A 24,795-nucleotide genomic window follows, 5' to 3' on the forward strand; every position below is an offset into this window, starting at 1 on the left:
GTCCCCGCACCCTTTCAGTTCGGCGGAATCGCCACCTGCGCGTCGCAGGCGACGAGGTACTTGCCGTCCGCAGTCACGCGGTGGTTCGTCACGGAGTTGCAGCCCGAGAATTCCTTGATGAGCTTGCCGTCCCGGAAAATCCGTATCGGGCAGAGCTGCGGCCCGCATTCTTCCGCCGCGGCCAGCATCGTGACTGTCAGGAGTGCGCCCGATGCCTCCCGGACATGCCCGACAAAGGCCTGCGGCTTCAGCCCGCTCGACGGATTCGGATTGATCTCTCGCGCCTGCGTTGGCCAAAGCTGCTTGAACTCCGAAGACGACGGCCCGACCTCCTGATACTGCATCTGCACGGTCCGCAACGGCTGAGTGGTAACAATGGCTGAGCGTCCCTGCGGATACGCCGGCAAGGCGGAAGCCACGGCGATCAGCAAAGCCAGGGCGTACGATGTGACCGTTTTGTTCATGGCAGCACCTCTAACAGGACATTCCGCAAGTACATCGCGCGGAATGTCGATCAACACGTTGAGCACCGTAACGAATCCTTGAGAACTTATAAGGTGACGTTCGCGCCTATCGCGGTCAAGCAAGGCCACTGAAAGTCCCCGGAAATTGCTTCTGGCGAGTTATCCAAAGCTGTTCGCGGCCGGGAGATTCTGCTTGCCCGCGGGAGACCGGACGGGCAATTTCGGCTCAAAGATGGCCATTTCTCCTTCTTCTGTCGAATCCTTGAGGGGTAAAACGTTGAGCCGAACGATCCGAGGACTTGTCTCGGTTACCGTCCTCACGGCGGGTTGCCTGTCGCTAGGAGGCTGCCTTGGCCTGCCTGAAGCGACGGGACCGCTCAACGTAACGGCCGCGCCGCCGGCAAAGCCCGCGGCGACCAACAAGAATGTCGACGACGTCACTCGGCGCATTCTTCAAGCGGCTGGCCTCGATCCTTCCGATCCCTCGCAACCAAAGGAAATCGGCCGCAATGTCGCCGGCGTCGTCCAGGTGCGCTATCAGGGCCGGAACTACGGCACCGCGCTGGCCAGGCCGCAGCCGGGTCAAATCCAGTTCACCGAACCCAACCTGGTGGCCGCGATGCTCGGCGGACCAAGCGGGAAGACCCGGCTTGCCGCGGCCCTAAAGGGCCCACTCGTCGACATCGACAGCCGCGACTGCCGTGTCAACCACAAGCACGATCGCCGGGCTCGCAAAGCCCTTCGTCGCCCCCGCATATGCCCGTCGCCGACGGGCGCGATTTGGGCCGACCTTAACCGGCGGGAAATGGTCGTCGAACTGAAAATGGCCTCCGAGTATGCCGCGCTCGTCAGAGCGCCGAGCGCGGACGACGCCTTGGGCGATGCCGGGTCAATTTCCAGCCCGATCCCGACGCCCGCGGCGGCTGGCTCCGTTAATCTGTTCGCCGATGCCGGCTCGGATCAGCCGGCAGTAGAGAGCTCGCAGCCGGCGGCAGCGCCAATTTCGCTCCGCCCGCCAGTGCAGGCCGTCGCTGCCGCAGACCTTGCCGTCGCGACGTCTGCGCCGAGCTCTCCCTGGGATGCCCTGCTTGCGCCGACCCGGACTGCCTCTCAGAAGCCGGAGGTCGTCGTTGCCCCTACCCAGCCAGCGGCACAAGCACCCCCTTCCCAGCTGGAACGGAAGGTCGTGTTGATTCCGCCGGCAGCCGCAAGCGCACCTCAGCCTCAGCCAATGGGGGCCCAGATCCTCGATGCGTCTGTATCCGCGCCAATCCAGGCATCCGAGCCGTCGGCGCAGGTTGTCACGATCTCATCTTCACCGGACCATGTCGGACTCCCATCCCCAGTGCTCGCGGTATCATCCTATTCCGCGCCCAGCTATGCCATTGTTGGCTCCGCAGACGACACGCACCCGAGGCTGTTTACGTCGAGCAATCCAGTCCGCGTAGTCGACGATTCCTATACGGGTGATCGCAGCGTCTCGTTCAACAATGTCTCTGTGATTTCAGGCGCTTATCAGCCGCGCTCGAGTGGCAGTTTCAGGCAGTAGGACCGACGCCGCTCCCATGGTTCAATGCTGGCTTGCAGCTTGCCCTTGGAGCGAGCAAGCTTGGTTGCGCGATCCCTGATTCTCGGACGGCGCTGCCCCAGTTCGCTGTGGTGGCGCTACGGCGGCCCCGGTCACCCAGCCCCCAGCTTCCAGGACCGGGGTCGCCGACTTCCCGCCAGGCACTTCACCTGCCTCGCCAGCGACGGCGCTATCCCCGCTCCTCAACAAGATTCGTTAACCTCACGATGAGCGAAGCCATCCGCGCTCGCAGTCGGTGTGATACTTCTATCTCACTCAAGGATTCGAATACCGAGCGTAATCCTTGAGTCGCAACTCAGGATGCCGATGACCGACCGCCTCCAAATGCTCCGTGATCACGTTCAGCGCTGCGGTGTTTCGACCGAGCACATGATGAAGATGCTGAGCGACGACGCGAAAGCAGTGGCTGGCGGCTGTTTTGGCGGAATGTGGCCCGGCCATGGCGAGCTGCGGTTCGAAATGAGGAAGAACAGGCCCACCGCCCGAAGCCAGGCGGCGCTCGACGAGCTTGAAGCAATGGGGGCGATTGAGGTGACGAAAGAGCTCGGTGGCGCCGTCCGCTACAGGGCGTTGGTGAACTTCCGGCAATTCTATCTTTGGCTTGGACGACGGACAAATCGAGCCGATCTCCGCTTCAAAATTGTTGAGCCGATCGAACCGGCTGGCGCGAACGGAGCTCATCAATTGTGAGCGAAGTCGTGAAGATCACGCCGAGACTCCCCTCGAATTCGTCGGGCACAACGGACCGGCGCGCACCACCGAGGTTAGCTTTCGGTTTGGGATGGACGGACGGGGACGCCCTGCGCACCCTGAAAGCACAACAACGCGCCGGCAACGTCACATCGCGGCGCGTTGCCTATACCCAGGACGCCGGGCTCGAATGGAAGTGCGCCGCGGGCAAACCGTAGAACGTATCGGAGAACGAGATGTCATCGAACAGGCCGGATTGGGCACCCAAGCGACTTCGCGACCTCCACGGGATGGAGGTGGTCACCCGCTATGAGATGAAGAATGCCTACATGGTGATCCCCGCCGGGACGCGCGTCACGGTGCACAGCGGGACCGCCTGGCACAAGCTTAATATCGTCGGGACGAAATGCGAGTGTTGCGGGGTCAGCCCGAGTATGAGCCGCGTCCATGTTAACGAGTTGGCGCCGGCTCGTCCGATCGAAACAAAGACGCCGGCTCAGCTGTCACCCGCCGCGGCGCAGAACTGACGCTCAGGTCGATCCACGGACACAGCGATCATGGACCAGCTCGGACAGCGAATTGTTGACGACAGGGCGACCATCAGGGCGAAGCGGCTGGAGGCCGATGAGCTCGAGGAGCGAGCGCGCCGGTTACGCCAGGAAGCCGACGAAATGGAGCGCCTGCTCCAGCTTGCCCGCACGAACTGACACCGGAGATAAACCAATGCGCTGGTTTAAGTATGAGCCGTTTGTCCCCTGCCGTCCCGACGTGTACGGAGAAGGCATCTTCGTGCAGCACTGGCAACGCCTCATGCGCGAGCCAATCGAGCACGGTGACGACGAGGAGAATGAAAGATTCGCCAGTATCGTCAGCCCCTGGGAGCCGATCTCGGCCGATGCGGCGGCCGCAACGTCCCTTATCAGCTGGCTCGGCACGAACTGTGGCCGCTCATTTCTGGACGGCGCCACGCGACGCGCGAAGCAGCATCCGGAGCTTGAGAAGTGTGATGCCTACGTCTTGGCATGGGCGAACGAAAATCGACGAGTGCCTGGCTGGAATCACCACCGGAGAACGCTTGATGCGATCCTGCCGGCGGACCACATCAATTTGCGCTCAGTCGAGATCATCGAAATCACGGTGCGCTGGCTCGGATCTTCTGACGGGCAGCGCCTCATTCTGGAGGCTGAAGCGGAAATCGAAGAAACCGCGAGGCAGGTGAGCGAGCAGAGCGCGATGAAGGCGCGCGCCAAGGTGCGGGCATCCGAACTCGTCCGTCGGCAGGCCTGTTGATGACGAAGTCCGGCTCAGTAAAGTCGTTACCTATCGCAGATCCGAGCGGTTACTCCAGCGGGTATCTGCTTAGTCTCTATTGCGATCATGATGGTGGCGGCTTGCACCGGTTCTCCGAATTCCCGCACTCGTATACGGGGGAGACGTTTGGCGAATGTGCGCGCCAGGCGCGTCAGGACGGTTGGATCATCCGCACCGAAACGGAAACGGCAACCTGCCCGAAATGTTCTCACAAGAGGAGCAAATCCTCGCCATGAACACCAAGAACGCGAGATTTTTCGTGGTCCGGTGCCCATACTGTTCCGCAGAGATCGGACAGGGCTGCCGTTACACCGGTCGCGATGGGAGCCCGAAAAGTATCACGCCCCACGCAGCGCGGATCAAAGCGTGTCGTGCGATCGATCCAACGATCACGGATCCCAAGGAACAGTATGGCTTCGCGGTGTTCGAGCGTGCGACCGAGATCATGACGCAATGGCTCGCCTGTTTCCGGGATGAGGCCGCGGCGCCGACGGAGAATGACCGGCTCACGGCTGGCCATCTGGCCGGAGCACTTTCGGCGAACAATCTGCTGGTGGGCAAGCTGCCGTCCACCTCTCGGTCAAAGCGCTTTAACCCGAGGCAGCCATGACGTTCCGATGGGAAGTCCGACGGGAGGTGCGATACGGTTCTCGGCATGAGGGTTGGTTCAGCTCAGAGCGTGCTGCTCTCGAGCACGTAGAGAAATCCGGCGTGCCGCATCGACGCGTCGGCGACGTGTTCTACCTCAGTCCCCACGCAGACGAAGCCTAGACCGCACCAGGAAGGCAATCAGGATGGCGTTCACCGTGAAAATCACCGGAACCACAAGCAGCTGCGGGGAATGTCCGCATCGCGAATACTATTCGGCAGGCGTCTACGAATGCACCAAGACCGGCGCCAACCTGCCACACGGCCAATCGCACGCGATCCCGGACTGGTGCCCGCTTCCGGATCACCCGGCACAAACGATCGAAGCATTGCGCCACAGGATCGCGCAAGAAGGAGCTGCGACCCAATGAAGGACATCGTTTTCAGGTGGCATGATTTGTCGTCGACGGTGCGACAGGAGATCTCCGCTGAATGCGGCATCCCTCAAAGCACGCTATCCAAGTACGCATGGGCGATGTGCGCCGTCCCTGCGGCCGAGGCCAATAGCAAGTCCGAGCAGCCGAAGCTGGTTATTTTCGCAGTCGGCGCCGAGACGACCGGCAGCGCCCCGACCCTGCTCGGGGAGATGCGCCCATGATCCAGGCTGAAGACGAGTTGATCGAACGAGAGGCGAAGCGGCGCTGTCAAGCGGCGGGAGTTCCTCTATCGCAATTCGCCAGTGATGATCGCCGCTATCGACACGACGACATGCGTCCGTGGTGGCAGGCCGAATACGTGCCAAAGCTGAAACGGCAGATTGAGCAACTGCGCGACGCCGGATTTGAGGTCTCGCCGCGGACTGCTGGCCCCGGAGACAACACATGAGAGTCGGTTCTCCTTTTGACGCGCTCCACGGCGCGCTTGGCGCCGCAGTCCATCGCGATCTCCCAGATCAGAAGACCTGGGTTCGTGATTGGTCCGCTTGGCAAAAACTCTCGAAAGAGGAGCAAAGCAAACTCCGGTTGGCCGGTGAACAAGGGCCTGGGCAGTGGAGGACCCGCCGCCCGTACGACAACGAAGTCTCCGTCGTTCTCTTCCCACAGACCTGGTCATCCACGGCGCTGGGATATGGAGGAATTGGCGGTCAAGCAATGACGGAGGCATACACAGTGATTGTCACTGACGACCGGGTTTCGTGCGTCTATTTCGGGGGAGGTCGGTTGGCATACAACATCGATCTCTCAGCGCAGTCAGCCGCCGGGAGGGCCCGCTTTGCAAAAGACGTGGCGATATCGATGTTGGCCGCCTGCGGCGAAGAGGGACGCTACGCCTGATGTCGGAACAAGAACCCAGAAAAATGAATCCGCTCTTTGTCTCTTACGCCGGCAGGAAGAACGATGCGGAGTGTGAAGGCTGTATCGTGCTGGAACATTACCCGCCGGTAGCGAGCTCGGCAGATGTGTCTGCGCTCATCGAGCTTATCGAGACCAACCGCCAGTACGATCCGCAGACGGTCGTTCTGGTGAACTTTCGGCGCCTTGAGGATCCCGCGAGCGGGGAAAGCACGGGTTGGGTCCCCCGGGACCAAAACAAACTGTAAATGGATGGAACAGGACGAACATGATGCACTGGCCCCTTTATGCCCGAATCCTTCGCCTGGATGCGGACCACGATCAACACTGTCGCCTGCGCGCAATTCAAAGCAACCAAGACCCCGAAGGGTTACGGAAGGTTGTTCGAGACTTCATCGCGGCTGACCTCACGAAGCTCGGACTGGTGTGGTGCTGAGCTAAGTAAACGGCCTTCGGCGCTGGCCGATGAGTGACAGGGGGAAGCTCACACAGGCGCAGGTCCGGCTACTGATATCCGCTGCAGCCAGCCGCGGTGTCGCCAGGTCTTACGCATGACTTGAACCGAGGAAAAGCATAGCACAGTGGAGACAAGGCAGATGCTGAACAAGGACGAACGTCTACTGCTCGATTGGCTGTCCAATGGAGACGGTCAGTACGGTGAGTGTCACGGGAAAACGCTCGATGGGCTGGTGGCGAAGGGATTTGCTGCGATCGGTGGGGAAGAGAGCGGGCTGGACAACGGCTTCATCGCCAAGGGCTCTGACCTGATGTATCGCACCGTCTCGATCACCAAAGCCGGCCGCGATGCACTGGCGTTCTCGCCGGAACAGACGATCACTGAGGAGAATAAACCGAGATAACCGTTTTAGACGATGGGACGCGCAAGCTATTCGACGCCGCCGCTGAGCGGTTCCGGCAATCGGAGGCCATAAGGCGCGCCGCCGAGCGCGATGCAAAACTCGTAGCGCAAAATGTCGTCGGAAAGCATGTCGTCGTGCAGGGCGTACGATACGAGATCGAGCGCGTCGACTATAGCTTTGATGGCTCGCTCCACGCCCGGGGCTGGCGCATTCTCGCCAGCGGCAAGCGCGGAACCAAGACCTGGGATATCGGCTTCATTTGTGCGCAGCACTTCGACGACGCAGCCAAGCGAAGCGTCCCGTGCGGCTGACCATTTGCGGGCGCTCAAGATGCTTCTTCTTACTCCAGCGGGGCTGGCGGGTGCGGATATCGCTAGAGACACGGGCATTCGATCGGGGACGCTCTATCCCATGCTCGCGCGCCTTGAGGACGCTGGATGGCTTAAGAGCGAGTGGGAAAAAATCAACCCGCAGATTGAAGGGCGCCCGAAAAGGCGGATCTATACGATGACCACTGTTGGCCGAAAGCACGCTCGGGCGGCGCTGTCCGAGCTTCAACCATAGCGAATGTCCGAGCGAGAACCGTGAGCAACACCCAACAGCTGATCACAACGGATGAGATCGAGGCCGGCAAGATCGAGCAAATGTGGCTCGATGCGATCGTCAAGAAGCTAGATCTTCGCGGGAAACCTGGTTGGGAGATCTCGCAGGACCGCCTGAAGGAGACTAACGTCACCACTTTGTGGCACAAGGGCCAACCGGTCGCGATCGCGGTCCGCCAGCGAAACGGCTGCAATTGGACCGCGCTGACACTGGTTGAAGTCGAGCCAATGAAGGCTAACTTGTCCTCGGCCCCAATCGTTAACCGGGAGCACCCCTATGGTTGATATCGCAAAGACGGATCGCGATCTGGCCGCTGGCGCCCTTAGCCCAGAGGTGGGGCGAGAAGCCTACGAAGGTGTGCTTAATCGCATTGACAATTCGCTGGGCCTCGAAGAGCCGCCTCACCGCTGTTATGCGTGCGGCGGCAACGGCAAGTATGTGCAGCAGTTCATTGAGGGACGGCTGACCGGCGGCTGCGACGCTTGTCAGGGAAATGGGTTCGTTTATGAGGCGAGCGGCAAGCCCGCACCCGCCTCTGTGACCAACCAAATCGCGGTCGCGAGTGGCCTCAATCACCGAATGTTTGGCCTGGGCTGGGGGATCGACTGGTCTCGCCCCGCGGTCTGAACAACGAACGACATCCGATGCTGACGGCACCTGACCTCAAGATATCGCGACACGCAGTCCAGCAGTATCGCGCGCGGGCAATATTGTGTTGCGAGCGGTCGCGATCGGACACGGTGTTGCGCCGAGTGATCTCCGATCAGGTTCAATTCAGATCATGGCGGTGCGCAGGCGGAGAGACGTTTGTTGTGGAATGCGGCCCAATCGTTCCGAAGGACAAGAAGCCCTGGGAGTACAAACTTGCCAGCATCACCCATACGTTTGTGATCGAATGCCAGACAGTCGTGACCGTGCTCGGCTATCTGATGCGACCAAATAATCGGGCGATACAACGGCGGCGCCGGCGACAGAGGCTTGCCCGCCTGAACAGTGAAGGCTTCATGGCTGATGCTGGCTAGACCTAAGACGCAAACCGAGATAACGCCCAGTGAAGGCGAATTGCGTGAATCGGCACCGCGGCGCACCGGACGCTCGGCGGAGGAGTTGGATATGCGCGACTTGATCGTGCCCGCTCTTCGCAAGCGGTGGCCTGGCGCCCGGATCATCCACGAACTGCCGCTCCGCTACTCGACCAATCGCATCGACCTTGCTGCGGTCACGGAAACCGAGATCATCTCGGTTGAGATCAAATCGAGCCGGGACGTGATAGACCGCCTGGAGACCCAATTGAGGGCTTTCCAGCCGATCAGCGCAAGAACCATCGCCGCGCTTGCTCCCCGCTGGAACGAGCAGCTGCCGATGATCGAGAAAAAAGCCAAATACGGCACCTCCTATCTTCCGCAGTACACCGAGACCCAGGAAATTATCCGAAAGGTCGGCGGCATCGAGACGTGGACCGTGGACGTCGGTGTCGGCCGGATCGATGTCACCGAGGCTGGTCCGTACCGAGCCAACAAACCGTGGCTCGCCCAAATGCTGGAGATTCTTCACGTTTCGGAGCTGGTCGAGATCGCCGACCGGCATCGTGTGGCGAAGGGCCAGCGTCCGGTCCATTTCAACCTCGTCACGGATCTCGTCGATCTTCTGCAGGGCCGCGAGGTCGTCAAGGCAGTTTGCGCTGCCCTGCGCGCTCGCAGCGCCTTTGACAAGATGTCCGACCCGCCAATTCCGTATCCGCAGTGAAAGCAGCCATGACACTCGAGCGACTTAGAGCGGTAGCCATCTTGCGCGGCGATGAAGTGATCGAACGCGGGTTTACATCCCACTACCAGCTACGGCAGGCAATCGACCCCGACGATCCTGACCCACGAACGTCGAAAGCTGGTGATATTGACGGGTTCATCACCAGCCAAGGTCGCTTCGTGGATAGAGACGAAGCAAGGGAAGTCGCAATCGCGGCTGGCCAAATTCACTCGTCGTGGAAAACCGCTACGAGAAAGCTGCTTTCGTCGGACATCAACTGGTAGGTCCTGCGACCTGAGAGCGCGACAATGACGACCGATCTGACCGAGCGAGATCTGCAGGTTCTGAAGGCGATGGCCCGCAGCCACGGCGGAATCTCGTTGGATACGATCGCAGCTCGGATGGGATACCAGCCCGCCAGGAGCGGCCGGGTCGCGGTTGCTGGCACTTTGCGGAGCATGCTGAAGCGACACGGATCGCAGGACGGGCTTTACGGGACCGATAGCAAGTACATCATACGGCTGCCTCCGCGGGATCAATGGGATTGCTCGAAATGGGCACTTACCAACGAAGGCCGCGCGGTCATTGCGGCCGCCGAACAGACCGTCGAACCAGACCCTCCGGCTGGCCCAGGACCTCGATAAGTTCGGTAGACAAGAAAGCCGGCTCGCCCGGACGGAATTGGAGCAAGGAAAGAAATGTCGATCGCAGACGATAGGCGATATTTGGCCACCAAACTTTGGCGCACCGGGCTCACCGGCTGGAGCTATCCGCACTGGACGCTCACCAAGAAGGAAGAAGCGATCATCGCCTATTGGGATAAGCAGGGTCACATCGAACGGGACGACCTTATGATCCGTCTCACCGATGAGGGTCGAGCTGCCCTCAATCCGCCATCCGACACGCCGCACATGGGCATTCGACGGTGAACCGAACAGGACGGCAACGGCTTGATGCCATTCCGGCCGCTATGGAACGCCGGGAGCAGTTCTATGCCCGCGTCAAGGAAGCCGAAGGTGACGCGGTGCGGTGCGCCGATCTGATGGCGGAGGCCATCGCGATGAAGTTCGAAGCAAACGGCCTGGAAACCGTCGGCCGCGACGGGCGGCAGACAGCCTCCATCGAGGAACTCGTCTCGGTGCACTGCATGCTTGAAGCCAGGGACGCTTATCTTCGGGCTCGAGGCAGCAACACTCCGCCCCTATAAGAGCGCGTGCGCGGTCCGACCCGGCTTTCCAGTCCGATGCAAGCGGAGCTCGTCTTCACACCGATACCCTTTGCTTCCTGGGTTTTCGCCTGATGTCTGACAACACCGGTGCCTGAAAATTGTCGTATGCTTCGATTGACGCCCAGGCTCCCCAGCCGAGAGCCACCTTGTCTTCCGTTGGATGTTTGTCGATGCGTCGCCGGGATTTCGTGTCCCAACTTCGGCCTCTCACCTCCCAAAGGAAGCGATAGCCTGCACCGATGAGACTTGAGCCGCCGATGCGGTGGTTGCCGTCAAACCGGTCCCACTCGCTTCGAAGGATGTAAGTCAATCCTCGGCGGTACCCCTTCGCATTGGCAGTGCGCCTGGCGGCGCCGTAGAGCATAGAGCAAGCGTTCGGTTCGCCGAGCGTACAAAGCCGCGTAACTTCGACGGTTAGCCCGTCATCGAGCGCTCGGGCCACCGGACGGCCCACAATTGCAACCCCTACGATCACCCCGTCATCATCGTGCACCGCGTGCCGCCATAAGTCTCCGACCGGCGGTTTGTGATGCCTGTGGTGGTCACTGATCCAGGCGTTGGCTTCGTCCCGCGTGATGGGGCGCAACTCGATTATGCCGCCCTCCGAAAACCGTCGACCGCCGGCATAAGCCGCACTTTGAGACATGAATGCATCCTTCGCCTGGCTATCGCCCCTCTTGGAAGGGTGCCGCCAGCATGCGTCCCTCAAATGTCTATGGGCAAGATCAGCTCGAAATGTGCACGGCACAGGGAAATAAATCTGATCGCGGTGTCGGTCGGTCGTCGTGTCGTCGCAGCGGGCGGCGGCTGTAGGGGGGCCTGGTGGCCGGTTGGGGCCGCAGTTGTGGTCTTGGTTTTGGGATATTCATGACGCTGCGCCTTTGTAAGATAATTCAGAGATTCATCTTACAAAGGATTCGAGTTCCGCTCGTCCGAGAAAGAAGAAACCCCTCCCGCCCCTCACTGGAATCGCTTAGCAAGAGGAAATGCCAGGCGGGCAAACGAGCGTTGGGTTCCGAATTTTTGGCCGCATGAAACGCGGCCGCCGGTCGCACGTCTGGACACCGCGCGATTTTGTCGATCTCGGAACGAGGACTGCCGTTGACGTTGCCCTGCACCGGATGACCGGAAATGACATGGTGCGACGCATCAGCCGCGGGCTCTACGATATTCCGCGCTACGAAAGGGATGTGCTCATCGCCCCCGACCTGGCATCCATTCTTGAGGCCGTCGCCCGCCGCGATGGTGTTCAGGTCCTGATTGACGAACAATCGGCCGCTCAGCGCCTGGGGCTCGCGCGCGGCAGGCCCGCAACTCTGAAGGTCTTGTCTTCCGGGGAATTGGAGGACATCGTCCTCGACACCCTTAGAATCGAATTCCGCACGGTCGCTCCGAGCCGATTGGTCTGGTCCGGCCGGCCAGCCTCCTACCTGGTCCAGGCCCTACGGCACATACGGAAGCGGATCGAGGCCTCGGACGGCGAGCTCGACGTGCGGCTGCGGGAAATCCTCGCCGACAAGGGAGGCGCGGCAATCCGGAAGGATCTCGAGCGCGGGCTCGGCGAGTTGCCGGTCTGGCTCCTTCCTCACGTAAAGCGAATTCTGCGGCCGCCGCGGAAGTCCTAGTGCAGCAACGTCGAGTTGCGAGTGCGCGCCGGTTTCAACTCCGGCGCCTCGAGGCAGTCCGCGACCTCCGCGATCATGCCATGAATACTCGCGACGTCCTCCGGCGGGATGCCAACGAGCATTGTCGTCCTTCGGATAGTCGACGCGGCTAGCATGCCGGCGACCCATGCGTTATCGAAGCGGTTACTATCGATCGCCGCCTCGAAGGCCCGGGAGAACCGCTCGGCCATGTCCATATGAACCGCGAACGCTTCACCACCTGCATCAACCTGGTCGGACGCGATCTTCTCCAGCGCAGCGTCAAACACGCGGATATGGCTGTCCGCGTACTGCTCCATGCTATCCATCAGAATGGCGTTGGTGTGCGAAGAGACCGCCGCCATGACGTAGGGATGCAGACTTACGGCACGGTCCGGGGCCGGCCCTGTCACCTCTACGTTCTCCAACTCGACCGCGATCACCGACAGATCCGGACCTTCGTCCATCGGCTCCTCGTCGGCAACAAAGGCAACGCGCGCGTCGCCCTCATCCGCCACGCGGAACACGATGCCATCGATCCGATTCCCCTCGGGATCGGTGTAAACAGCCTTGGCGGCGAAGCCGAAGGGAGGCTCAATTCCGAGTTCGGCGACCTTGCGGCGCTCGAGATCCGCCGTCGCCAGATCAAGGGCTTCATTCCACTTGGACAGGATGGCCACGAGTTCCGCATCAGGTTCGATGCCGAAATTCTTCTGCAGCTTACAGGCGAGACGGAAGCCATCTTCGTCTGTGTCAGCTGTCTCGACCAGCATCCGAGTCGCCAGTTCACGCGATTTCGCGGTATCACTCGCCTCACCGCGACCGTCTCGATCCCCGAGCCAATCAGCGATAGTGGGAGCGATCAGCGAGGCCGCGAGGGTCTTGCAGGCCGGGTCATCGTGTCTCGGCCGCCAGCCCTGCGCCACGCCAGTTCCAGTAATCTTGCCTGCATGAAGCGCCATCCCGGGCCCTCCTCTCCTTATACCGGCACCGATCGTGACCCGATTCCCGGCAAAGGGCGAGAGCAGCTTGCAGTCTTGTCCACGGGGCTCTTTAATGCACCGGAAGCATCAGCACCGCATGGTAAATTCCGCCTGGTTTAGAGAAGCCTTAGGTTCGAATGATCAGTTCTTCCCTCCAAGACGTCCCGTACATGATGTCCGTTTTATCCCATTCGGGATACACCGCGTCAGCTGTGGACGTCGCCGAAGCCTGGCGCGCCTACTCAGAAGCCAGTGATTCCTCCTGGCGGACCCCGGAATCGGAAGAAGAGATCCTCGCCGCTCTTCTCTCACATTGCGACAGCCACGAGGGTCTTGGCGTCGTGCACCTGTTCTTTCGGCCGCAAAAGACCAGGCACGAGCTTCGTCACGCTGACGACGTCGATCGGATCGTCGCAATCTTCCGCGCGCAGGGTACGCTTGTCTCATCGCGTGAGGCCTACGCGGCCTGGAGCGATCACAGCGAACTATCCGCGGCAGGCTGGCTCGAATTGCCTGCCGAAGATGACGCTATTGTCGACGTTATTTCGGGCCGGCTGCGGCCGCCGGCGGAAGCGAGAACGCCATAGTCGCAACCGGATCACCCACGAACAGGTGCCAGCTCCTGGCGATGCCGTCGCATCGCGCAAAATCGAAGCTGCAGGCAATATCCAGACCTTCATCCTCGAGTTTCTCGAGCACTTGCTCGGCTGACGCTCCCTTGGGCACCAGGATGTCCTGCTTGCCATTGAACGTCATACGGACTGCCGACGGACACCGTTCTATCTCTCGTTCCGAATCTTTCCGATTGCAAGACCCCTTCACGTAAGGCGCCAATGACACATCCTTCAGCTCAAAATTCGAGTATCCGTAGCCATCGTATAGAAACTGGTTGCCATATCCACTAATGGCGTACGGAGCGATGAAGTTCACGAGATCGTCGCCCGGATTTCGCGCCGACGCCGGGAAGGCGATCACCGCTCCCGAGACCCAGTTCACCGTCAGGACCGCATGCTCGATGGGTCCCGAGATCACGTCCAGGACATGTCGCTCAAGCACCTTGTAGGGATGAATGAGCGTCTTCCCGCTGCGATGGCGGTTGTCGACAGTGCCCTGAATGTGCGTGTGAGAGATTGCTTCGCGAACCCGGAAACGCAGGCTTGAGAACGCATCGACCGAATATCTCTCGGCGTCATCCTTCGCTTCTTCGATCGCCGCCTCAACACTGGTGAACGTCGAGAACTCCTTCAGCAGACAATTGCCATGCCACGCTTCGATGGTCCCACCGACGTCTTCGATCACGGTCACGGTCTGCGCCGGCGGCACCGGCTCGCGACGTTCATAGCTTCTGACAACCTTCTCACGCATGACTGTCGATCCCGTTCTTACTTTGCCGAAGCTTGTTGGCCTTGCGCCAAATAGACGCACATCGAACTGTAGACACGCTTGACGTAGGCCCGCGTCTCCGCGAAGGGGATGGACTCGATCCAATCCACCACGTCGATTTGGCCTCCGCGCGGATCACCAATTTTCTGAATCCATTCGTCGACACGCCCGGGCCCGGCGTTATAGGCGGCAATCGCAAGCACCGAATAGAAATTGTACTTCTTGAGGAGGTCCCCGAGATAATACGATCCGACCGCCACGTTGTAGTCGGCGCTGGCGCGCATCATACCTAGATTAATTGGAACGCCAGCGCTCTTCCCGACAGCCACCGCCGTTCCATCGAGCACCTGCATCGCGCCGCGCGCATTCGCACTCGACGTGCTTCCTTGATTGAAAGTCGATTCCTCTCGGGAGACCGCCAGCACCAGCTCGCGTGGCGCGCGGGCGTCATGCCAGGCGAACTTGACCTGCGGCCATCCGCACTCGACGAGCGCGATGCCGCGTTTCGCCGCGTTGCGCGCGATCTCGACTGCAATATCGACCGCGCCGGTCCGCACCGCCATGGTGCAGGCAATCCCCATTTCCTTGGTGCTGCCACCGGCGAGCCTCTTGAGCGCGTCATTGCGCGTCCGGAGATCTCCCGCCGCCTGCGCCGCAGCGATGCGCTTCCCATCGGGGGTCGCCAGCACCTCGGCCACATCCATCGCACCGAAGATCGCTTTCGCGTCCGTCGCAATGGTCGGCTTTGTTCCGAGACGTGCGCTGGCCACCTGGCCGTAGAAGGTATGTGGCCACTGTGCAGCGGCCTTCCAAGCCTTGTGCCCGTCTTCCGTCCGCCCCAGGGCGGTGAGCGCCCGGCCAAGCCAGAATCCGGCGGTCGCCTTTCCGTAGGCGTCCTTCGAGAGCATCGCAGTCTCGGCAAACCGTTGCGCGGCAACGTCCGCCTGACCGAGCCACCTCAGGGCAATGAAGCCCGCCAGAAAGCGTCCTTCCCAGACGTCCTCGCCCCCGGCCTGCATCGCATATCCGTAGGCTGCGCTTGCCTCGCCGGACCTCGCCATCTCGACCAATTGCGGCCGCAGCCGGTCGAACTGCTTGCTTGCGTGCGCTGCCGGCGCCGCGATCAGCAGCGTCGTCATGATGAGCAAGACCCGCTTCACGATACAGCTCCCACGACGTCGCGCTCGAGCTGGCGACCCACCGCCCGGCAAAGCGTATCCAGGACCGCGCTGCGGGTGGCATCCAGAACGGCTTCAGCGGGATGACTGGCGACCTCGTCCATATCGGTCATGTTGTCCGCGATCCGCGAGACTGCGATCGCGTCGACCTGAAACACGACCAGCACATCACCGCGGATCCAGACCTCTGGTGCCGCCGGATCCCGGTAATCCTCTCGCACTTCAAGGTCGGGCCCGCCGATCGCCAGCAGGCTGCCGCGCGCGGCGCGCGCGAGCGTCCTGGCGCGCCGGCGAAGCTCGACGGCTAGAGCACCATCGCTCGGCGACATGCGAACACCCTGTTTTTGGCGCGGTCCTGATGGACGTTTTCGATGACGCCGCGCTGAAGCAGGCGATCGATCACAAAATTGGCTCCCCGGCGCGACAAACCGAGAGCCTTCTCGATGTCCCTGGATGACGCCATGGGCTGGGTCACGAAGAAATCGACTGCGTCTTCGGCCTTGGACTTCGCGTTGCGGTCTCCGTACTCCTTCAAAAGACCGTCCCGGAGCAGGCGAACGTTGGTCAAGCCATCGGAAGCCCTGCGAGCCGCCTTCTCGAGCGCCCGGGCCAGCGCGGCCGGTTCATCGACTTTCGCAGCGTCGACTTCCTGATTGACGGTCAAGGCCACTGGGATTGTCGCCCGGCGCAAACCCAAGAGCCGCGCGCCAAGCCAGGGCGCAATCAGCATTCGAATGCGCTTGCCGAAGCGCAAAAAGCTCTCATCCGCGATCTGCGTAAAGACGATCCTGGCGCATTCGCGCAGGTTGCGCGCCTCGGCTGCGTCCTCGAGCGCATAGGCAAGCGCCCTGGCGTCATCCTCAAGAGCATTCTCCTGCTGGGCATTGAGGATAGTTACATGGGTCTTGAGCGCGGTATGGAACAGTTCCCGCACCAGGTCTGACGTCGGCGGCGACACCCATGTCCCGATCATGCGACGACCACGGAAAGCATCCATCGCACTCTTGGTATCCCGGGAGATGTTGGTTGCCACCTCCTCTCCAAGCGCGCGAACGAACTCGGATATGTCGATCTTGTAACCGACGGCATCTGCCATCGCGATGCTCTCGGCGCGACCGATCCAGGCGGTATAAGCCCGTTCGACCGAAGAATTTGCCATCAGATTGTCCAGCGCGCCGGCCTGGTAACAGGCGACCGCGAGATGACCAACGGCTTCGGATGAGTAGCTTTCCACGCAGAGATACCTCGGAGTGATCCAAGGATTACTTTATCCGGCCACGGCGGCACAAGTCGAGGTTGGAGGCTCGAACCTCCTCGATTTCCACGGTGTTAATGAGTCCTTGGGTTAGCGTCCGATGATGGGCGCGGGCGAGCAGATTTCCTCGATTTCCCAGGCATTCCCGAAAGCGTGGGCTATAACCGAGCGAACTGGGTGGTTGCCCGCTACCCACTCCACCGCGCACCGCGCGACAAACTTGGCGGGATCCGTCGGCCAGCCAGCCTGCTCCAGCACATCCCGGTTGGCCTCTATGACCGCAGCCAGCGGATCCGGAGCCCAGGAATAGAGGGCTCCTCCTGCGATCTGGCTCTCAGCTTGCGAGAACCTGCGGGTGGCAATTCCTCGCCTTGCAGCCTCCGCCTCGACTTCCTCGACGGCGGTAGAGGCAAAATCCGCAAAATACGGCAGCGGGAGGTACCCCATCGGCTTCTGCTCACCGACACCTAGCACGTGCTCACAATCGTATTTGTGTCCCGTCACCGTCTCGGCTCCCTTCCAACGCCCTGCTAGGGCGCCGAGACGATTGCCGACTGCGCACGATCGACCAGGCGCTCACACAACTCATTGAGCGTTTCGCGGCCATCGGCGGTCATTCCCTTGTGGATGACCGACCAGCCGAGCCTCGATTGGGCCGGTAGAGCCTGCGCTAAGAACATGGCGAACTCGCCCGTGGCGATCCGTTCAGGCTTCGTCTTGAGAAGCAACCCCTCGACGGCATCGATATCCCGCCGGAGCTCGTCCGGATTAACGGTGGGGAACAAGTCCCGGACGTGGTCGGCTATCCCTCCGGTCCGGACGCCCAGAAAGCCCAGCCGCGGCGAGTGAAGCGCGACGCCGACATTGACGAAATCTCCGCCCGAAGGATCGGCGAAATACCGAAGAATCGAAAAGCTAAACGGAACGTCTCCGACCTTCGTCAAGAGTGTCTCGGTCTCCATGATGGGCTCCGGTTTCCGGTGACGGCAGCAGCATGATCGGTCTCTTCATGATGAGCTTCAAGCCTTCCTGTGCCAGTTCCTGCAAACTTAAGCCAAGCTCGCACGCCGCGCTATTAGCGTAGTCAAGGCATTTGGTTTCGAACCAACCGCTGACGGACGCCAGCCCTCGCCGCGCGAGCGTGGTCGTGTCGGTCTTCCGCGGAACGGCCACTTTCCGCTTTCTCTTCAGGTATCGCTGGTGCCCAGCCGGAAAGACCTCGCGGCATCCGTTCTCGGCAAGGATCGCGTTCATGGCAGACGCCAGCATCTCCTGCATCGTCTTCTCTTCCTTCTCCGCCCTTGCGCGGACAGGACGTGCAAATTTCGGGTCAAGGAACACCACCAATTGCCGCTTGCCGCGGCGGCTCGGTGCCGGTCCTGCCTTTTTCGGGCGCATTGGAACTCTCAAGGATTGGAAGGTTGTGATTGAGCTCACAATCCTATCGGCCGATTCCTGCGTCAAGCTGACGTTACCTTGAGTTCACAGGCACTCCCGTTAACCGCGGCGCAAGGATTCGATTGCCAATAAATCATTGAGAATCCAATACTCCCGGTTGCCTCCCTCCGTTTCCCCGGACAGCATCCGGTGGAATCTTGAATCGACCTTGGATCACTTATGACACTCTCGCTCCGACGCTGTGTTTGTGCACTCCTTGCGCTGGCCATTTGTGCCGTTTGCACACCGCGGCCGGCCTCCGCCTGGGGCGATGAAGGCCATCAGATCATCGGGCTTATTGCCTACAAGCTTCTCGATCCGGCCGTCCGAACCAAGGTCGATGCCATGCTTGCGACGGACCGCGATTTTTCGACTGCCCCCGATTTCGTCTCGCGCACGACCTGGGCGGACAAATACAGGGACGCCGCGCGGAACCAGGGCGGCTCGACCGGGACCGAGAAGTGGCACTTCACCAATATCGAGCTTGCCGACGGCAACGTCGATGCGGCCTGCCGGAATCATCCCGCACTTCCGGCCGGAACACCGGCTTCCGCCGGCCCTGCCGCCTGCAGCGTTGACAAGGTCGAACAATTCACCGCGGAGCTCGCCGATCCAACGGTCACTCCATTCGAGAAGCTGCTTGCGCTGAAGTTCCTGCTGCACTTGGTCGGCGACCTTCATCAACCGCTGCATTCGGCTGACAATCGCGATGGCGGAGGCAACGGCATCTACGTGGTCAGCGAGAGCGGCTTTATGCCGATCAAGCTCCACGCGTATTGGGATACCGAAGTGATCCGGGCCATGAACCCGCTGCATGCGAGCCGGATCGGGCCGCGCGCGGGTCGCGCTCTACTGGACCGCGTCATGCTGTCAACGATCGCCGACGGCATCGCCAACGAGTATGCATCACGCCGAAAGGAGTGGCTGGGCGGGCGGCCGCGCGATTGGGCCCTTGATGCCTTCACCAAGGCCAGGGACGTGGCCTACCGCGTCGGTCCACAGGCGGGCTCCTCTGCCGATGGCAAGCTGGTCTATCGGATCGACAGTGCGTATGAACGGGCTGCAGTCGCAGTCGCGCGCGAGCAGATCGCAAAGGCCGGCCTTCGGCTCGCAGGGCTTCTCAATGGCGCCCTGCGCTGAGGACCACCGATGCCTTGTATCTGCTCCTAGGGCCCAAAAAAGTGAGTAAGTCAGCGATCGACGATATTCGAAATCCCTTCCGGGATCCGATGATGCGATCTCAGTTCGCCGCACTGATCAAAGCGTATGAGACCAAGCACAGGGATCTTATCCGCCCGGATGGGCGCCGTCATAAGGGTAATTCGTGGGCGCAACATTTCTGGTGGGGTTTTGACAACGCGCTTCCCCAGAGATACGCCGATCGCGCGTCGAGAAACACGCTTGGGTATGCCGCGTTCCGCGCCGGTCGCGCGGCTGCCGAATGGGAAAGCACTCAAAGGACACTATGACTGAAGTGAGACGCGGCTACTGCGACGGGTGCCCCTTCAACTGGGGGCATCCGACAACTGAGACGGCTTACAATCTCGGCTGCCTGCCGAGCACAGGCGAGATCGACACCCTTTGTGAGGCTAACCAGACCGCCTGGGCGTGCCATTCCGAGCCGAACAAGGTCTGCTGCGGTCATGCGGCGCGCCGGAAGCTCCCTCTGCAGCATGTGGACGGCGTCCACGGCGCATCGGCATTGTCGATTAGCGCGGAGCCGGCGACCGCACCGCCTCGAGTTCGTCTCCATGCGTAACGATGAGTTCGCGGACCAGGTCGCAGGCCTGCTCCGTCGTCCTAGCCTCCAACCATCCGATCCCGGGAACACTTCGCTCCAACGGAATGTCGTAATAACGACAGTAAGCCCGAGCGGCCTCAGCCCGGGAAGGATAAGCGCGATCCCACATCGGCGTCCCGGGCTGGTCTAGCACGATCCAGGACTCGGGACCCGGATTATCCTCACGGAATGACAGCTTGGCACCGCGGCGTTCCGCAGCGACAATGGCTCCATCGCTGCCGATCATCCCTTGCGCGAGCGAAAGGACGACCCGCAGCGCTCCGACCGGCTCTTCAATGTCGTCCTGATCGGTCGCTTCGGTGACCTTCGTCGGCCACCCAGCCGGCGGCGAGGCGAGCGCCGGCTGAAAGGACTGGTCAATATCCTGCCCGCGGAACATCAAGAAGTCCTTCGCGGTCTGAATCGCGGTGCGCGTCCGATAGTCCGTTTCGGCGGTAACGGCTCTTTCGGCAGCCCTCAGGATGACCGACATCGCGACCCCGAAAGACATCGGACCCAGTAATGAGCCGTCCGGCCCGACACGAGCCTCTTGCGCAGTGTAAACTCGCTCCCTCGTCTCATTGAACGAGTATGGCTGCGCCGGGAATCGAACGCTGACTTGAGATCCGGCGCGTCCATCGAAAGCTTCAGCGGTCCGACCAATCAAGCAGCGACCGCCGAACGCCAGGGCAACTTCTGTGTCGGCGGGGATCGTTCGGCCACTCATCGCAATATCCTTGATCGAGGTGCCTCGAGCATAGGCGGCGTCTCCGAAAATACCAATCCACCGATCCCAAAGCAAAACCGGGATAACGGGTCGAAGACCGTGGAGAAGATTGGTCCGGGTGTTGCTCCTCTCCGGAGCCAAAGGCGATATTCAGCGATCGGGAGCTCTCTCCCGAGTTCAAGGATTCGTTTAAAGGAACTGTAAATGTCGAATGCCGAAGCCCCGACCCTGCTCGCCCAGCCTGCCGCCGGCGATCCGGCCGAATACGGCGCTGGCAGCATCAAGGTGCTCAAAGGCCTGGACGCCGTGCGCAAGCGCCCTGGCATGTATATCGGCGACACCGATGACGGCTCCGGCCTTCACCATATGATCTGGGAGGTCGTCGACAACGGCATCGACGAGATCCTCGCCGGCCACGCCACCTCCGTTGAGGTCTACCTGGAGGCGGACGGCTCGGTCACCGTGATCGACAACGGCCGCGGCATTCCGGTCGAGATGCACGCCGAGGAGAAGATGCCAACGGTGGAGTTGGTCATGACCAATCTCCATGCAGGCGGCAAGTTCGACCAGAACTCCTACAAGGTCTCCGGCGGTCTGCACGGCGTCGGCGTGTCGGTAGTCAACGCGCTGTCCTCTCGCCTCGAGGTCACCGTCTACCGTGACGACAAGGAGTATTTCATTGCGTTCGAGCACGGCGAGACCGTCGAGGCGCTGCGCGAAGTCGGCTCCAGCGCCAAGCGGGGAACCAAGGTCGTTTTCACGCCGTCAGTCCTCACCTTCTCCAAGGTGGAGTTCGACGCGACGATCGTGGAACGTCGCCTGCGTGAGCTCGCGTTCCTGAATTCCGGAGCGCGCATCCTCTTCCAGGATCGTCGCAAGAAGGACATCGCCGCTCTCGAGCTGCAGTACGAAGGCGGCACCGCGAGGTTCGTCGAGTGGCTCGATCGCAACCGCCAGGCAATGCTGGACAAGCCGATCGTGGCCGCCGGCGAAACGTCGGTCGCAGACGGCCGGATCATCGGCGTCGACGTCGCCCTGCAGTGGAACGACAGCTACACGCAGACCATTCTCGCATTCACCAACAACATCCCGCAGCGCGATTTCGGCACCCACGTCACGGGCTTCAAGCTCGCACTCACCAGGGCCATCCAGAACTATCAGAAGAAGGCTCCTGCCAAGAAGGGCGCCGAGCTCACCGGCGATGACATTCTCGAGGGCATCACGGCCATCGTGTCCGTGAAGGTACCGGACCCGAAGTTCTCGTCGCAGACCAAGGAGAAGCTGGTCTCCTCCGAGGTCAGCGGCCCCGTCCAGCAGATCTTCGGCCAGGCACTGGACACCTGGCTCGAGGAAAATCCGACGCCGGCGAAGAAGATCATCGAGAAGGCCGTTCAGGCCGCCGCTGCCCGAGACGCCGCCCGCAAGGCGCGTGAGATGACCCGGCGGAAGTCGGTCCTCGACATGGCGTCACTGCCCGGCAAACTCGCTGATTGTCAGGAGCGCGATCCCGAGAAGGCCGAGCTGTTCATCGTCGAGGGTGACTCGGCAGGCGGCTCCGCCAAGCAGGGGCGCAAGCGCGAATTCCAGGCAATCCTTCCGCTGCGCGGCAAGGTGCTGAATGTCGAGCGGACGCGGATGGACAAGATCCTGAAGTCAGAGCAGATCGGCACCCTGATCCAGGCACTCGGCACAGGCATCGGCGACCAGCATTTCGACGCCGACAAGCTGCGTTACCACAAGATCGTCATCATGACGGACGCCGACGTCGACGGCGCCCACATCCGAACCCTGCTGCTGACCCTGTTCTTCCGGCACATGAAGCCGATTATCGAGCGAGGACACGTTTATATTGCCCAGCCTCCGCTGTTCCGGGTCAAGAAGGGCAAGGCCGAAACCTATGTTCTCGACCAGGCGGCGCTGGACCGCGAGCTCGCGCGTCTCGGCGCCGAGGATTTAAAGCTGGTGTGCCCCTCCGGAGAAGTTATCGAAGGCGACGCGCTGGTGAAGTCCGTGTCCGAGAGCGGTCGCACCGAGGACCTGATCGCCAAGCTCGATGAGGACGTTGGCTTCCTCCCGTTGACGACCGCCATGGGTGTTTCGGGAGCATTCCACTCCGATGTCTTCGCGACAGATGAATCCCGCCGCAAGTGCGTCGACTTCATCTGCTCCTTGATGCCGAAACGCCTGCCGGGAACGCGCTGGAGCGGCACCGCCCACCAAGATCGCCTCGAGTTCGAAATGACCCGTCGCGGCGTCAAGCGCCGCTACTCGGTCCCCGCGGCGCTATCGGATACCCAGCTCGCGCACACGGTGGTCCGCTATGGACAGAAGCTGTCGGGAATGTTCGCCGAAGGCGCCCGGCTTATGCGCGGCGAGGACAAGATCGCCGACATCTTCGGTCCGGCCGACCTGCGCAAGGTGATCTGCGACATCGGCGCCAAGGGCCGCGAGATCGCCCGCTACAAAGGTCTGGGTGAAATGAACCCGGAGCAGCTGTGGGAGACCACCTTGGATCCGATCCGTCGCACGCTGGTTCAGGTTCATTTGTCCGACGCTGAGGACGCCGACCAGACTGTCGCGACCCTCATGGCGGAAGAGAGCGCCTCCGAGCGCAAGGATCTGATCACCAATCGCTTCACCGAAGCGACCGTCGACATCTAGTAGTCGTGCTTTCCCGCAATAAGCGAGTTTCCACCACATATGCGCGAATCATGATTAGGTGGTCCTGCGCCAAGTGCGTAGTGGCCGGCTAGCAGCGGCCGGCGCGCGCCGCCGCCGCGCGGCGACGGCAGTAGAGCGTAGCGTCGTCGTAATAGTAGTCAGTAGTCGTGGCAGCGCGGCGGCGGCGCCGCCGCCGCGCTGCCAATAAGAGGTGGTTGCGAAGGGGGAGAGATTCCGCGAAATGGAAAGTGTAACCTCTCCCCCTCTCCATCCATTCACGCAAACCAGACCGAAGCTGCGCCTTTCAGGACGTCACAACGACGGGTCAACCACAGCTTTCGCCTCCAGTAGGTCGAAACTCGCTGCAAACATGGACTTTTCCCCGTAGCTCACCGGAGTTGACGCGGATTGGGAGGCGATTGTGTTGCAAACGAATCCTTGTAGGTCTAATCAGACCGCCTCATGTGCACCATCGGCCTGATCGACACCGATCGCGAGTTCCTCAACGAGGCCGCAGCGGCGCTGCGTTCCTCCGGACACGAAACCGTCTCCTTTTCGGACGCCGCCGGCGCCATCGACGCCCTGGGGGATGATCAGCCCGACTTGGTGGTGTGCAACTTCCGCATGCCGACTATGGACGGCATAGGATTCATCCGTCGCTTCCGCAACCGGTCTTCCGCGCCGGTCATGTTCCTGTCCGCCGAGCAGGACGCGATCGACGAAATCTCGGGATTCAAGGTCGGAGCCGCCGACTTCCAGCACAAACCGATCAGGCCGGACGTCCTGTCCGCCAGAGTTCAAGCGATTTTGCGGCGAACCGCAACTGCCATTCCGGAAGCCGATGCGCCCGCGCTGGCACCCGACCTTCCCCCTATGGAGCCCACCTACCGCTATGGCCAGCTCGCAATCTGCGATGAGACCCGCGGCTGCCGTTATCATGGTCAACGGGTTCGCCTGACAAACCTGGAATATGAAGTTCTCTCGGACCTGATGCGCCGGCCCGGCAAGGTCCGTTCCCGCCCCGAACTGCTGGATGTCATCAAACGCGACGATGACACGATCGAGGGTCGCGCCATCGATACGCACATCAAGCGGCTCCGCAAGAAGTTCCGCGCAATCCAGCCATCCTTCGACCCGATCGAGTCGCTCTACGGCATCGGGTACCGGCTGCGCCCGCTCGCGGCCTGAAGCTTAACGCGCCCCGTCTCAAATCCGTGGATGCAGGCGCACTATCCCCACTTCGTCCCAAGGATTCGTTTCCCGCCTGTTTGACTTTCCCCAGCCACATCTTCAATCCTTAACCGACGTATCGAGTGTG

Annotated in this window: 36 protein-coding genes; 24 read left to right on the forward strand and 12 right to left on the reverse strand. The window is 61.3% G+C overall.

What is annotated here, in order from left to right; genetic code table 11:
• Positions 1-14: 14 nt before the first annotated feature.
• Positions 15-464, reverse strand: coding sequence for a hypothetical protein (locus ACVIGB_RS02600; protein ID WP_456717220.1), 450 nt, complete (start codon positions 462-464; stop codon positions 15-17).
• A 193-nt stretch (positions 465-657) separates the two neighbouring features.
• Here ACVIGB_RS02600 and ACVIGB_RS02605 point away from each other — a divergent pair, with 193 nt between their 5' ends.
• The 12 genes from ACVIGB_RS02605 to ACVIGB_RS02660 all read left to right on the forward strand — a co-directional run bounded on the left by ACVIGB_RS02605 (position 658) and on the right by ACVIGB_RS02660 (position 6,853).
• On the forward strand, positions 658-2,013 hold the full coding sequence (locus ACVIGB_RS02605) for a hypothetical protein (RefSeq protein WP_456717219.1): 1,356 nt from the start codon (positions 658-660) through the stop codon (positions 2,011-2,013).
• A 345-nt stretch (positions 2,014-2,358) separates the two neighbouring features.
• The gene (locus tag ACVIGB_RS02610; RefSeq protein ID WP_456717218.1) at positions 2,359-2,742 is read left to right on the forward strand and encodes a hypothetical protein; all 384 of its coding nucleotides are present in this window, start codon (positions 2,359-2,361) and stop codon (positions 2,740-2,742) included.
• A gap of 236 nt (positions 2,743-2,978) precedes the next feature.
• Positions 2,979-3,269, forward strand: coding sequence for a hypothetical protein (locus ACVIGB_RS02615; RefSeq protein WP_456717217.1), 291 nt, complete (start codon positions 2,979-2,981; stop codon positions 3,267-3,269).
• Positions 3,270-3,299: 30 nt separating this feature from the next.
• A complete protein-coding gene (locus tag ACVIGB_RS02620) occupies positions 3,300-3,449 on the forward strand; it encodes a hypothetical protein (RefSeq protein WP_456717216.1) in 150 nt (49 codons plus the stop codon).
• A 16-nt stretch (positions 3,450-3,465) separates the two neighbouring features.
• A complete protein-coding gene (locus tag ACVIGB_RS02625; RefSeq protein ID WP_456717215.1) occupies positions 3,466-4,032 on the forward strand; it encodes a hypothetical protein in 567 nt (188 codons plus the stop codon).
• 253 nt (positions 4,033-4,285) lie between these two features.
• Positions 4,286-4,663 (forward strand): zinc finger domain-containing protein, encoded by a 378-nt coding sequence (locus ACVIGB_RS02630; RefSeq protein ID WP_456749081.1) that lies wholly within the window; start codon positions 4,286-4,288, stop codon positions 4,661-4,663.
• Positions 4,664-4,847: 184 nt separating this feature from the next.
• On the forward strand, positions 4,848-5,072 hold the full coding sequence (locus tag ACVIGB_RS02635) for a hypothetical protein (RefSeq protein ID WP_456717213.1): 225 nt from the start codon (positions 4,848-4,850) through the stop codon (positions 5,070-5,072).
• Entirely contained in the window at positions 5,069-5,299 is a 231-nt protein-coding gene (locus ACVIGB_RS02640) for a hypothetical protein (RefSeq protein ID WP_456717212.1), read from the forward strand. Before ACVIGB_RS02635 ends, ACVIGB_RS02640 begins: the two co-directional genes overlap by 4 nt.
• Positions 5,296-5,526 (forward strand): hypothetical protein, encoded by a 231-nt coding sequence (locus ACVIGB_RS02645; protein ID WP_456717211.1) that lies wholly within the window; start codon positions 5,296-5,298, stop codon positions 5,524-5,526. Before ACVIGB_RS02640 ends, ACVIGB_RS02645 begins: the two co-directional genes overlap by 4 nt.
• A complete protein-coding gene (locus ACVIGB_RS02650; protein ID WP_456717210.1) occupies positions 5,523-5,975 on the forward strand; it encodes a hypothetical protein in 453 nt (150 codons plus the stop codon). The genes ACVIGB_RS02645 and ACVIGB_RS02650 overlap by 4 nt, the downstream gene beginning before the upstream one ends.
• Positions 5,975-6,241 (forward strand): hypothetical protein, encoded by a 267-nt coding sequence (locus ACVIGB_RS02655; RefSeq protein ID WP_456717209.1) that lies wholly within the window; start codon positions 5,975-5,977, stop codon positions 6,239-6,241. Before ACVIGB_RS02650 ends, ACVIGB_RS02655 begins: the two co-directional genes overlap by 1 nt.
• A gap of 348 nt (positions 6,242-6,589) precedes the next feature.
• Positions 6,590-6,853, forward strand: a complete 264-nt coding sequence (locus ACVIGB_RS02660; RefSeq protein ID WP_456717208.1) for a hypothetical protein — start codon at positions 6,590-6,592, stop codon at positions 6,851-6,853.
• A 26-nt stretch (positions 6,854-6,879) separates the two neighbouring features.
• Here the strand turns inward: ACVIGB_RS02660 and ACVIGB_RS02665 are convergent, their stop codons facing one another.
• A complete protein-coding gene (locus ACVIGB_RS02665) occupies positions 6,880-7,182 on the reverse strand; it encodes a hypothetical protein (protein ID WP_456717207.1) in 303 nt (100 codons plus the stop codon).
• Position 7,183: 1 nt separating this feature from the next.
• Here ACVIGB_RS02665 and ACVIGB_RS02670 point away from each other — a divergent pair, with 1 nt between their 5' ends.
• The 7 genes from ACVIGB_RS02670 (at position 7,184) to ACVIGB_RS02700 (ending at position 10,409) form a co-directional block, all read left to right on the forward strand.
• Complete coding sequence (locus tag ACVIGB_RS02670) at positions 7,184-7,417, forward strand: PadR family transcriptional regulator (RefSeq protein ID WP_456717206.1); 234 nt, start codon at positions 7,184-7,186, stop codon at positions 7,415-7,417.
• 20 nt (positions 7,418-7,437) lie between these two features.
• A complete protein-coding gene (locus tag ACVIGB_RS02675; RefSeq protein WP_456717205.1) occupies positions 7,438-7,740 on the forward strand; it encodes a hypothetical protein in 303 nt (100 codons plus the stop codon).
• Positions 7,733-8,083 (forward strand): hypothetical protein, encoded by a 351-nt coding sequence (locus ACVIGB_RS02680; protein ID WP_456717204.1) that lies wholly within the window; start codon positions 7,733-7,735, stop codon positions 8,081-8,083. Before ACVIGB_RS02675 ends, ACVIGB_RS02680 begins: the two co-directional genes overlap by 8 nt.
• Positions 8,084-8,449: 366 nt before the next feature.
• Complete coding sequence (locus ACVIGB_RS02685; RefSeq protein ID WP_456717203.1) at positions 8,450-9,202, forward strand: hypothetical protein; 753 nt, start codon at positions 8,450-8,452, stop codon at positions 9,200-9,202.
• Positions 9,203-9,210: 8 nt separating this feature from the next.
• On the forward strand, positions 9,211-9,486 hold the full coding sequence (locus tag ACVIGB_RS02690; protein WP_456717202.1) for a hypothetical protein: 276 nt from the start codon (positions 9,211-9,213) through the stop codon (positions 9,484-9,486).
• 414 nt (positions 9,487-9,900) lie between these two features.
• Positions 9,901-10,131 (forward strand): hypothetical protein, encoded by a 231-nt coding sequence (locus ACVIGB_RS02695; RefSeq protein ID WP_456717201.1) that lies wholly within the window; start codon positions 9,901-9,903, stop codon positions 10,129-10,131.
• Complete coding sequence (locus ACVIGB_RS02700) at positions 10,128-10,409, forward strand: hypothetical protein (protein ID WP_456717200.1); 282 nt, start codon at positions 10,128-10,130, stop codon at positions 10,407-10,409. Before ACVIGB_RS02695 ends, ACVIGB_RS02700 begins: the two co-directional genes overlap by 4 nt.
• Before the next feature lie 55 nt (positions 10,410-10,464).
• Here the strand turns inward: ACVIGB_RS02700 and ACVIGB_RS02705 are convergent, their stop codons facing one another.
• Positions 10,465-11,076: an XF1762 family protein gene (locus ACVIGB_RS02705; RefSeq protein WP_456717199.1), complete on the reverse strand. Its 612-nt coding sequence runs from the start codon at positions 11,074-11,076 to the stop codon at positions 10,465-10,467.
• Between the two features lie 385 nt (positions 11,077-11,461).
• Between ACVIGB_RS02705 and ACVIGB_RS02710 the strand changes: the two genes are divergently transcribed.
• Positions 11,462-12,055: a DUF6088 family protein gene (locus ACVIGB_RS02710; protein WP_456717198.1), complete on the forward strand. Its 594-nt coding sequence runs from the start codon at positions 11,462-11,464 to the stop codon at positions 12,053-12,055.
• Here the strand turns inward: ACVIGB_RS02710 and ACVIGB_RS02715 are convergent.
• Positions 12,052-13,035, reverse strand: coding sequence for a hypothetical protein (locus tag ACVIGB_RS02715; RefSeq protein ID WP_456717197.1), 984 nt, complete (start codon positions 13,033-13,035; stop codon positions 12,052-12,054). The genes ACVIGB_RS02710 and ACVIGB_RS02715 overlap by 4 nt on opposite strands.
• Before the next feature lie 158 nt (positions 13,036-13,193).
• On the opposite strand from ACVIGB_RS02715, the gene ACVIGB_RS02720 reads away from it, so the two are divergent.
• The gene (locus ACVIGB_RS02720; protein WP_456717196.1) at positions 13,194-13,643 is read left to right on the forward strand and encodes a hypothetical protein; all 450 of its coding nucleotides are present in this window, start codon (positions 13,194-13,196) and stop codon (positions 13,641-13,643) included.
• Here the strand turns inward: ACVIGB_RS02720 and ACVIGB_RS02725 are convergent.
• The 7 genes from ACVIGB_RS02725 to ACVIGB_RS02755 all read right to left on the reverse strand — a co-directional run bounded on the left by ACVIGB_RS02725 (position 13,597) and on the right by ACVIGB_RS02755 (position 18,270).
• Positions 13,597-14,361: a hypothetical protein gene (locus tag ACVIGB_RS02725; protein WP_456717195.1), complete on the reverse strand. Its 765-nt coding sequence runs from the start codon at positions 14,359-14,361 to the stop codon at positions 13,597-13,599. The genes ACVIGB_RS02720 and ACVIGB_RS02725 overlap by 47 nt on opposite strands.
• Positions 14,362-14,438: 77 nt before the next feature.
• Positions 14,439-15,458: a lytic transglycosylase domain-containing protein gene (locus tag ACVIGB_RS02730; protein ID WP_456717194.1), complete on the reverse strand. Its 1,020-nt coding sequence runs from the start codon at positions 15,456-15,458 to the stop codon at positions 14,439-14,441.
• Between the two features lie 137 nt (positions 15,459-15,595).
• Entirely contained in the window at positions 15,596-15,946 is a 351-nt protein-coding gene (locus tag ACVIGB_RS02735) for a hypothetical protein (RefSeq protein ID WP_456717193.1), read from the reverse strand.
• Positions 15,922-16,713, reverse strand: coding sequence for a hypothetical protein (locus tag ACVIGB_RS02740; protein ID WP_456717192.1), 792 nt, complete (start codon positions 16,711-16,713; stop codon positions 15,922-15,924). Before ACVIGB_RS02740 ends, ACVIGB_RS02735 begins: the two co-directional genes overlap by 25 nt.
• Positions 16,714-16,962: 249 nt before the next feature.
• Entirely contained in the window at positions 16,963-17,376 is a 414-nt protein-coding gene (locus tag ACVIGB_RS02745) for a hypothetical protein (protein ID WP_456717191.1), read from the reverse strand.
• Positions 17,377-17,402: 26 nt separating this feature from the next.
• On the reverse strand, positions 17,403-17,834 hold the full coding sequence (locus ACVIGB_RS02750; protein WP_456717190.1) for a DUF3037 domain-containing protein: 432 nt from the start codon (positions 17,832-17,834) through the stop codon (positions 17,403-17,405).
• Entirely contained in the window at positions 17,788-18,270 is a 483-nt protein-coding gene (locus ACVIGB_RS02755; protein WP_456717189.1) for a ribbon-helix-helix domain-containing protein, read from the reverse strand. The genes ACVIGB_RS02750 and ACVIGB_RS02755 overlap by 47 nt, the downstream gene beginning before the upstream one ends.
• A gap of 219 nt (positions 18,271-18,489) precedes the next feature.
• On the opposite strand from ACVIGB_RS02755, the gene ACVIGB_RS02760 reads away from it, so the two are divergent.
• The gene (locus ACVIGB_RS02760; RefSeq protein ID WP_456717188.1) at positions 18,490-19,449 is read left to right on the forward strand and encodes a S1/P1 nuclease; all 960 of its coding nucleotides are present in this window, start codon (positions 18,490-18,492) and stop codon (positions 19,447-19,449) included.
• Positions 19,450-20,018: 569 nt separating this feature from the next.
• On the opposite strand, the gene ACVIGB_RS02765 is transcribed toward ACVIGB_RS02760, so the two are convergent.
• Entirely contained in the window at positions 20,019-20,582 is a 564-nt protein-coding gene (locus tag ACVIGB_RS02765; RefSeq protein ID WP_456717187.1) for a hypothetical protein, read from the reverse strand.
• Between the two features lie 438 nt (positions 20,583-21,020).
• Here ACVIGB_RS02765 and gyrB point away from each other — a divergent pair, with 438 nt between their 5' ends.
• Together gyrB and ACVIGB_RS02775 are read left to right on the forward strand one after the other, a co-directional pair.
• The gene (gene gyrB, locus ACVIGB_RS02770) at positions 21,021-23,477 is read left to right on the forward strand and encodes a DNA topoisomerase (ATP-hydrolyzing) subunit B (RefSeq protein ID WP_456717186.1); all 2,457 of its coding nucleotides are present in this window, start codon (positions 21,021-21,023) and stop codon (positions 23,475-23,477) included.
• Positions 23,478-23,939: 462 nt separating this feature from the next.
• On the forward strand, positions 23,940-24,665 hold the full coding sequence (locus ACVIGB_RS02775) for a response regulator transcription factor (RefSeq protein WP_456717185.1): 726 nt from the start codon (positions 23,940-23,942) through the stop codon (positions 24,663-24,665).
• Positions 24,666-24,795: the final 130 nt, after the last annotated feature.

Source organism: Bradyrhizobium sp. USDA 4341, assembly GCF_054063755.1.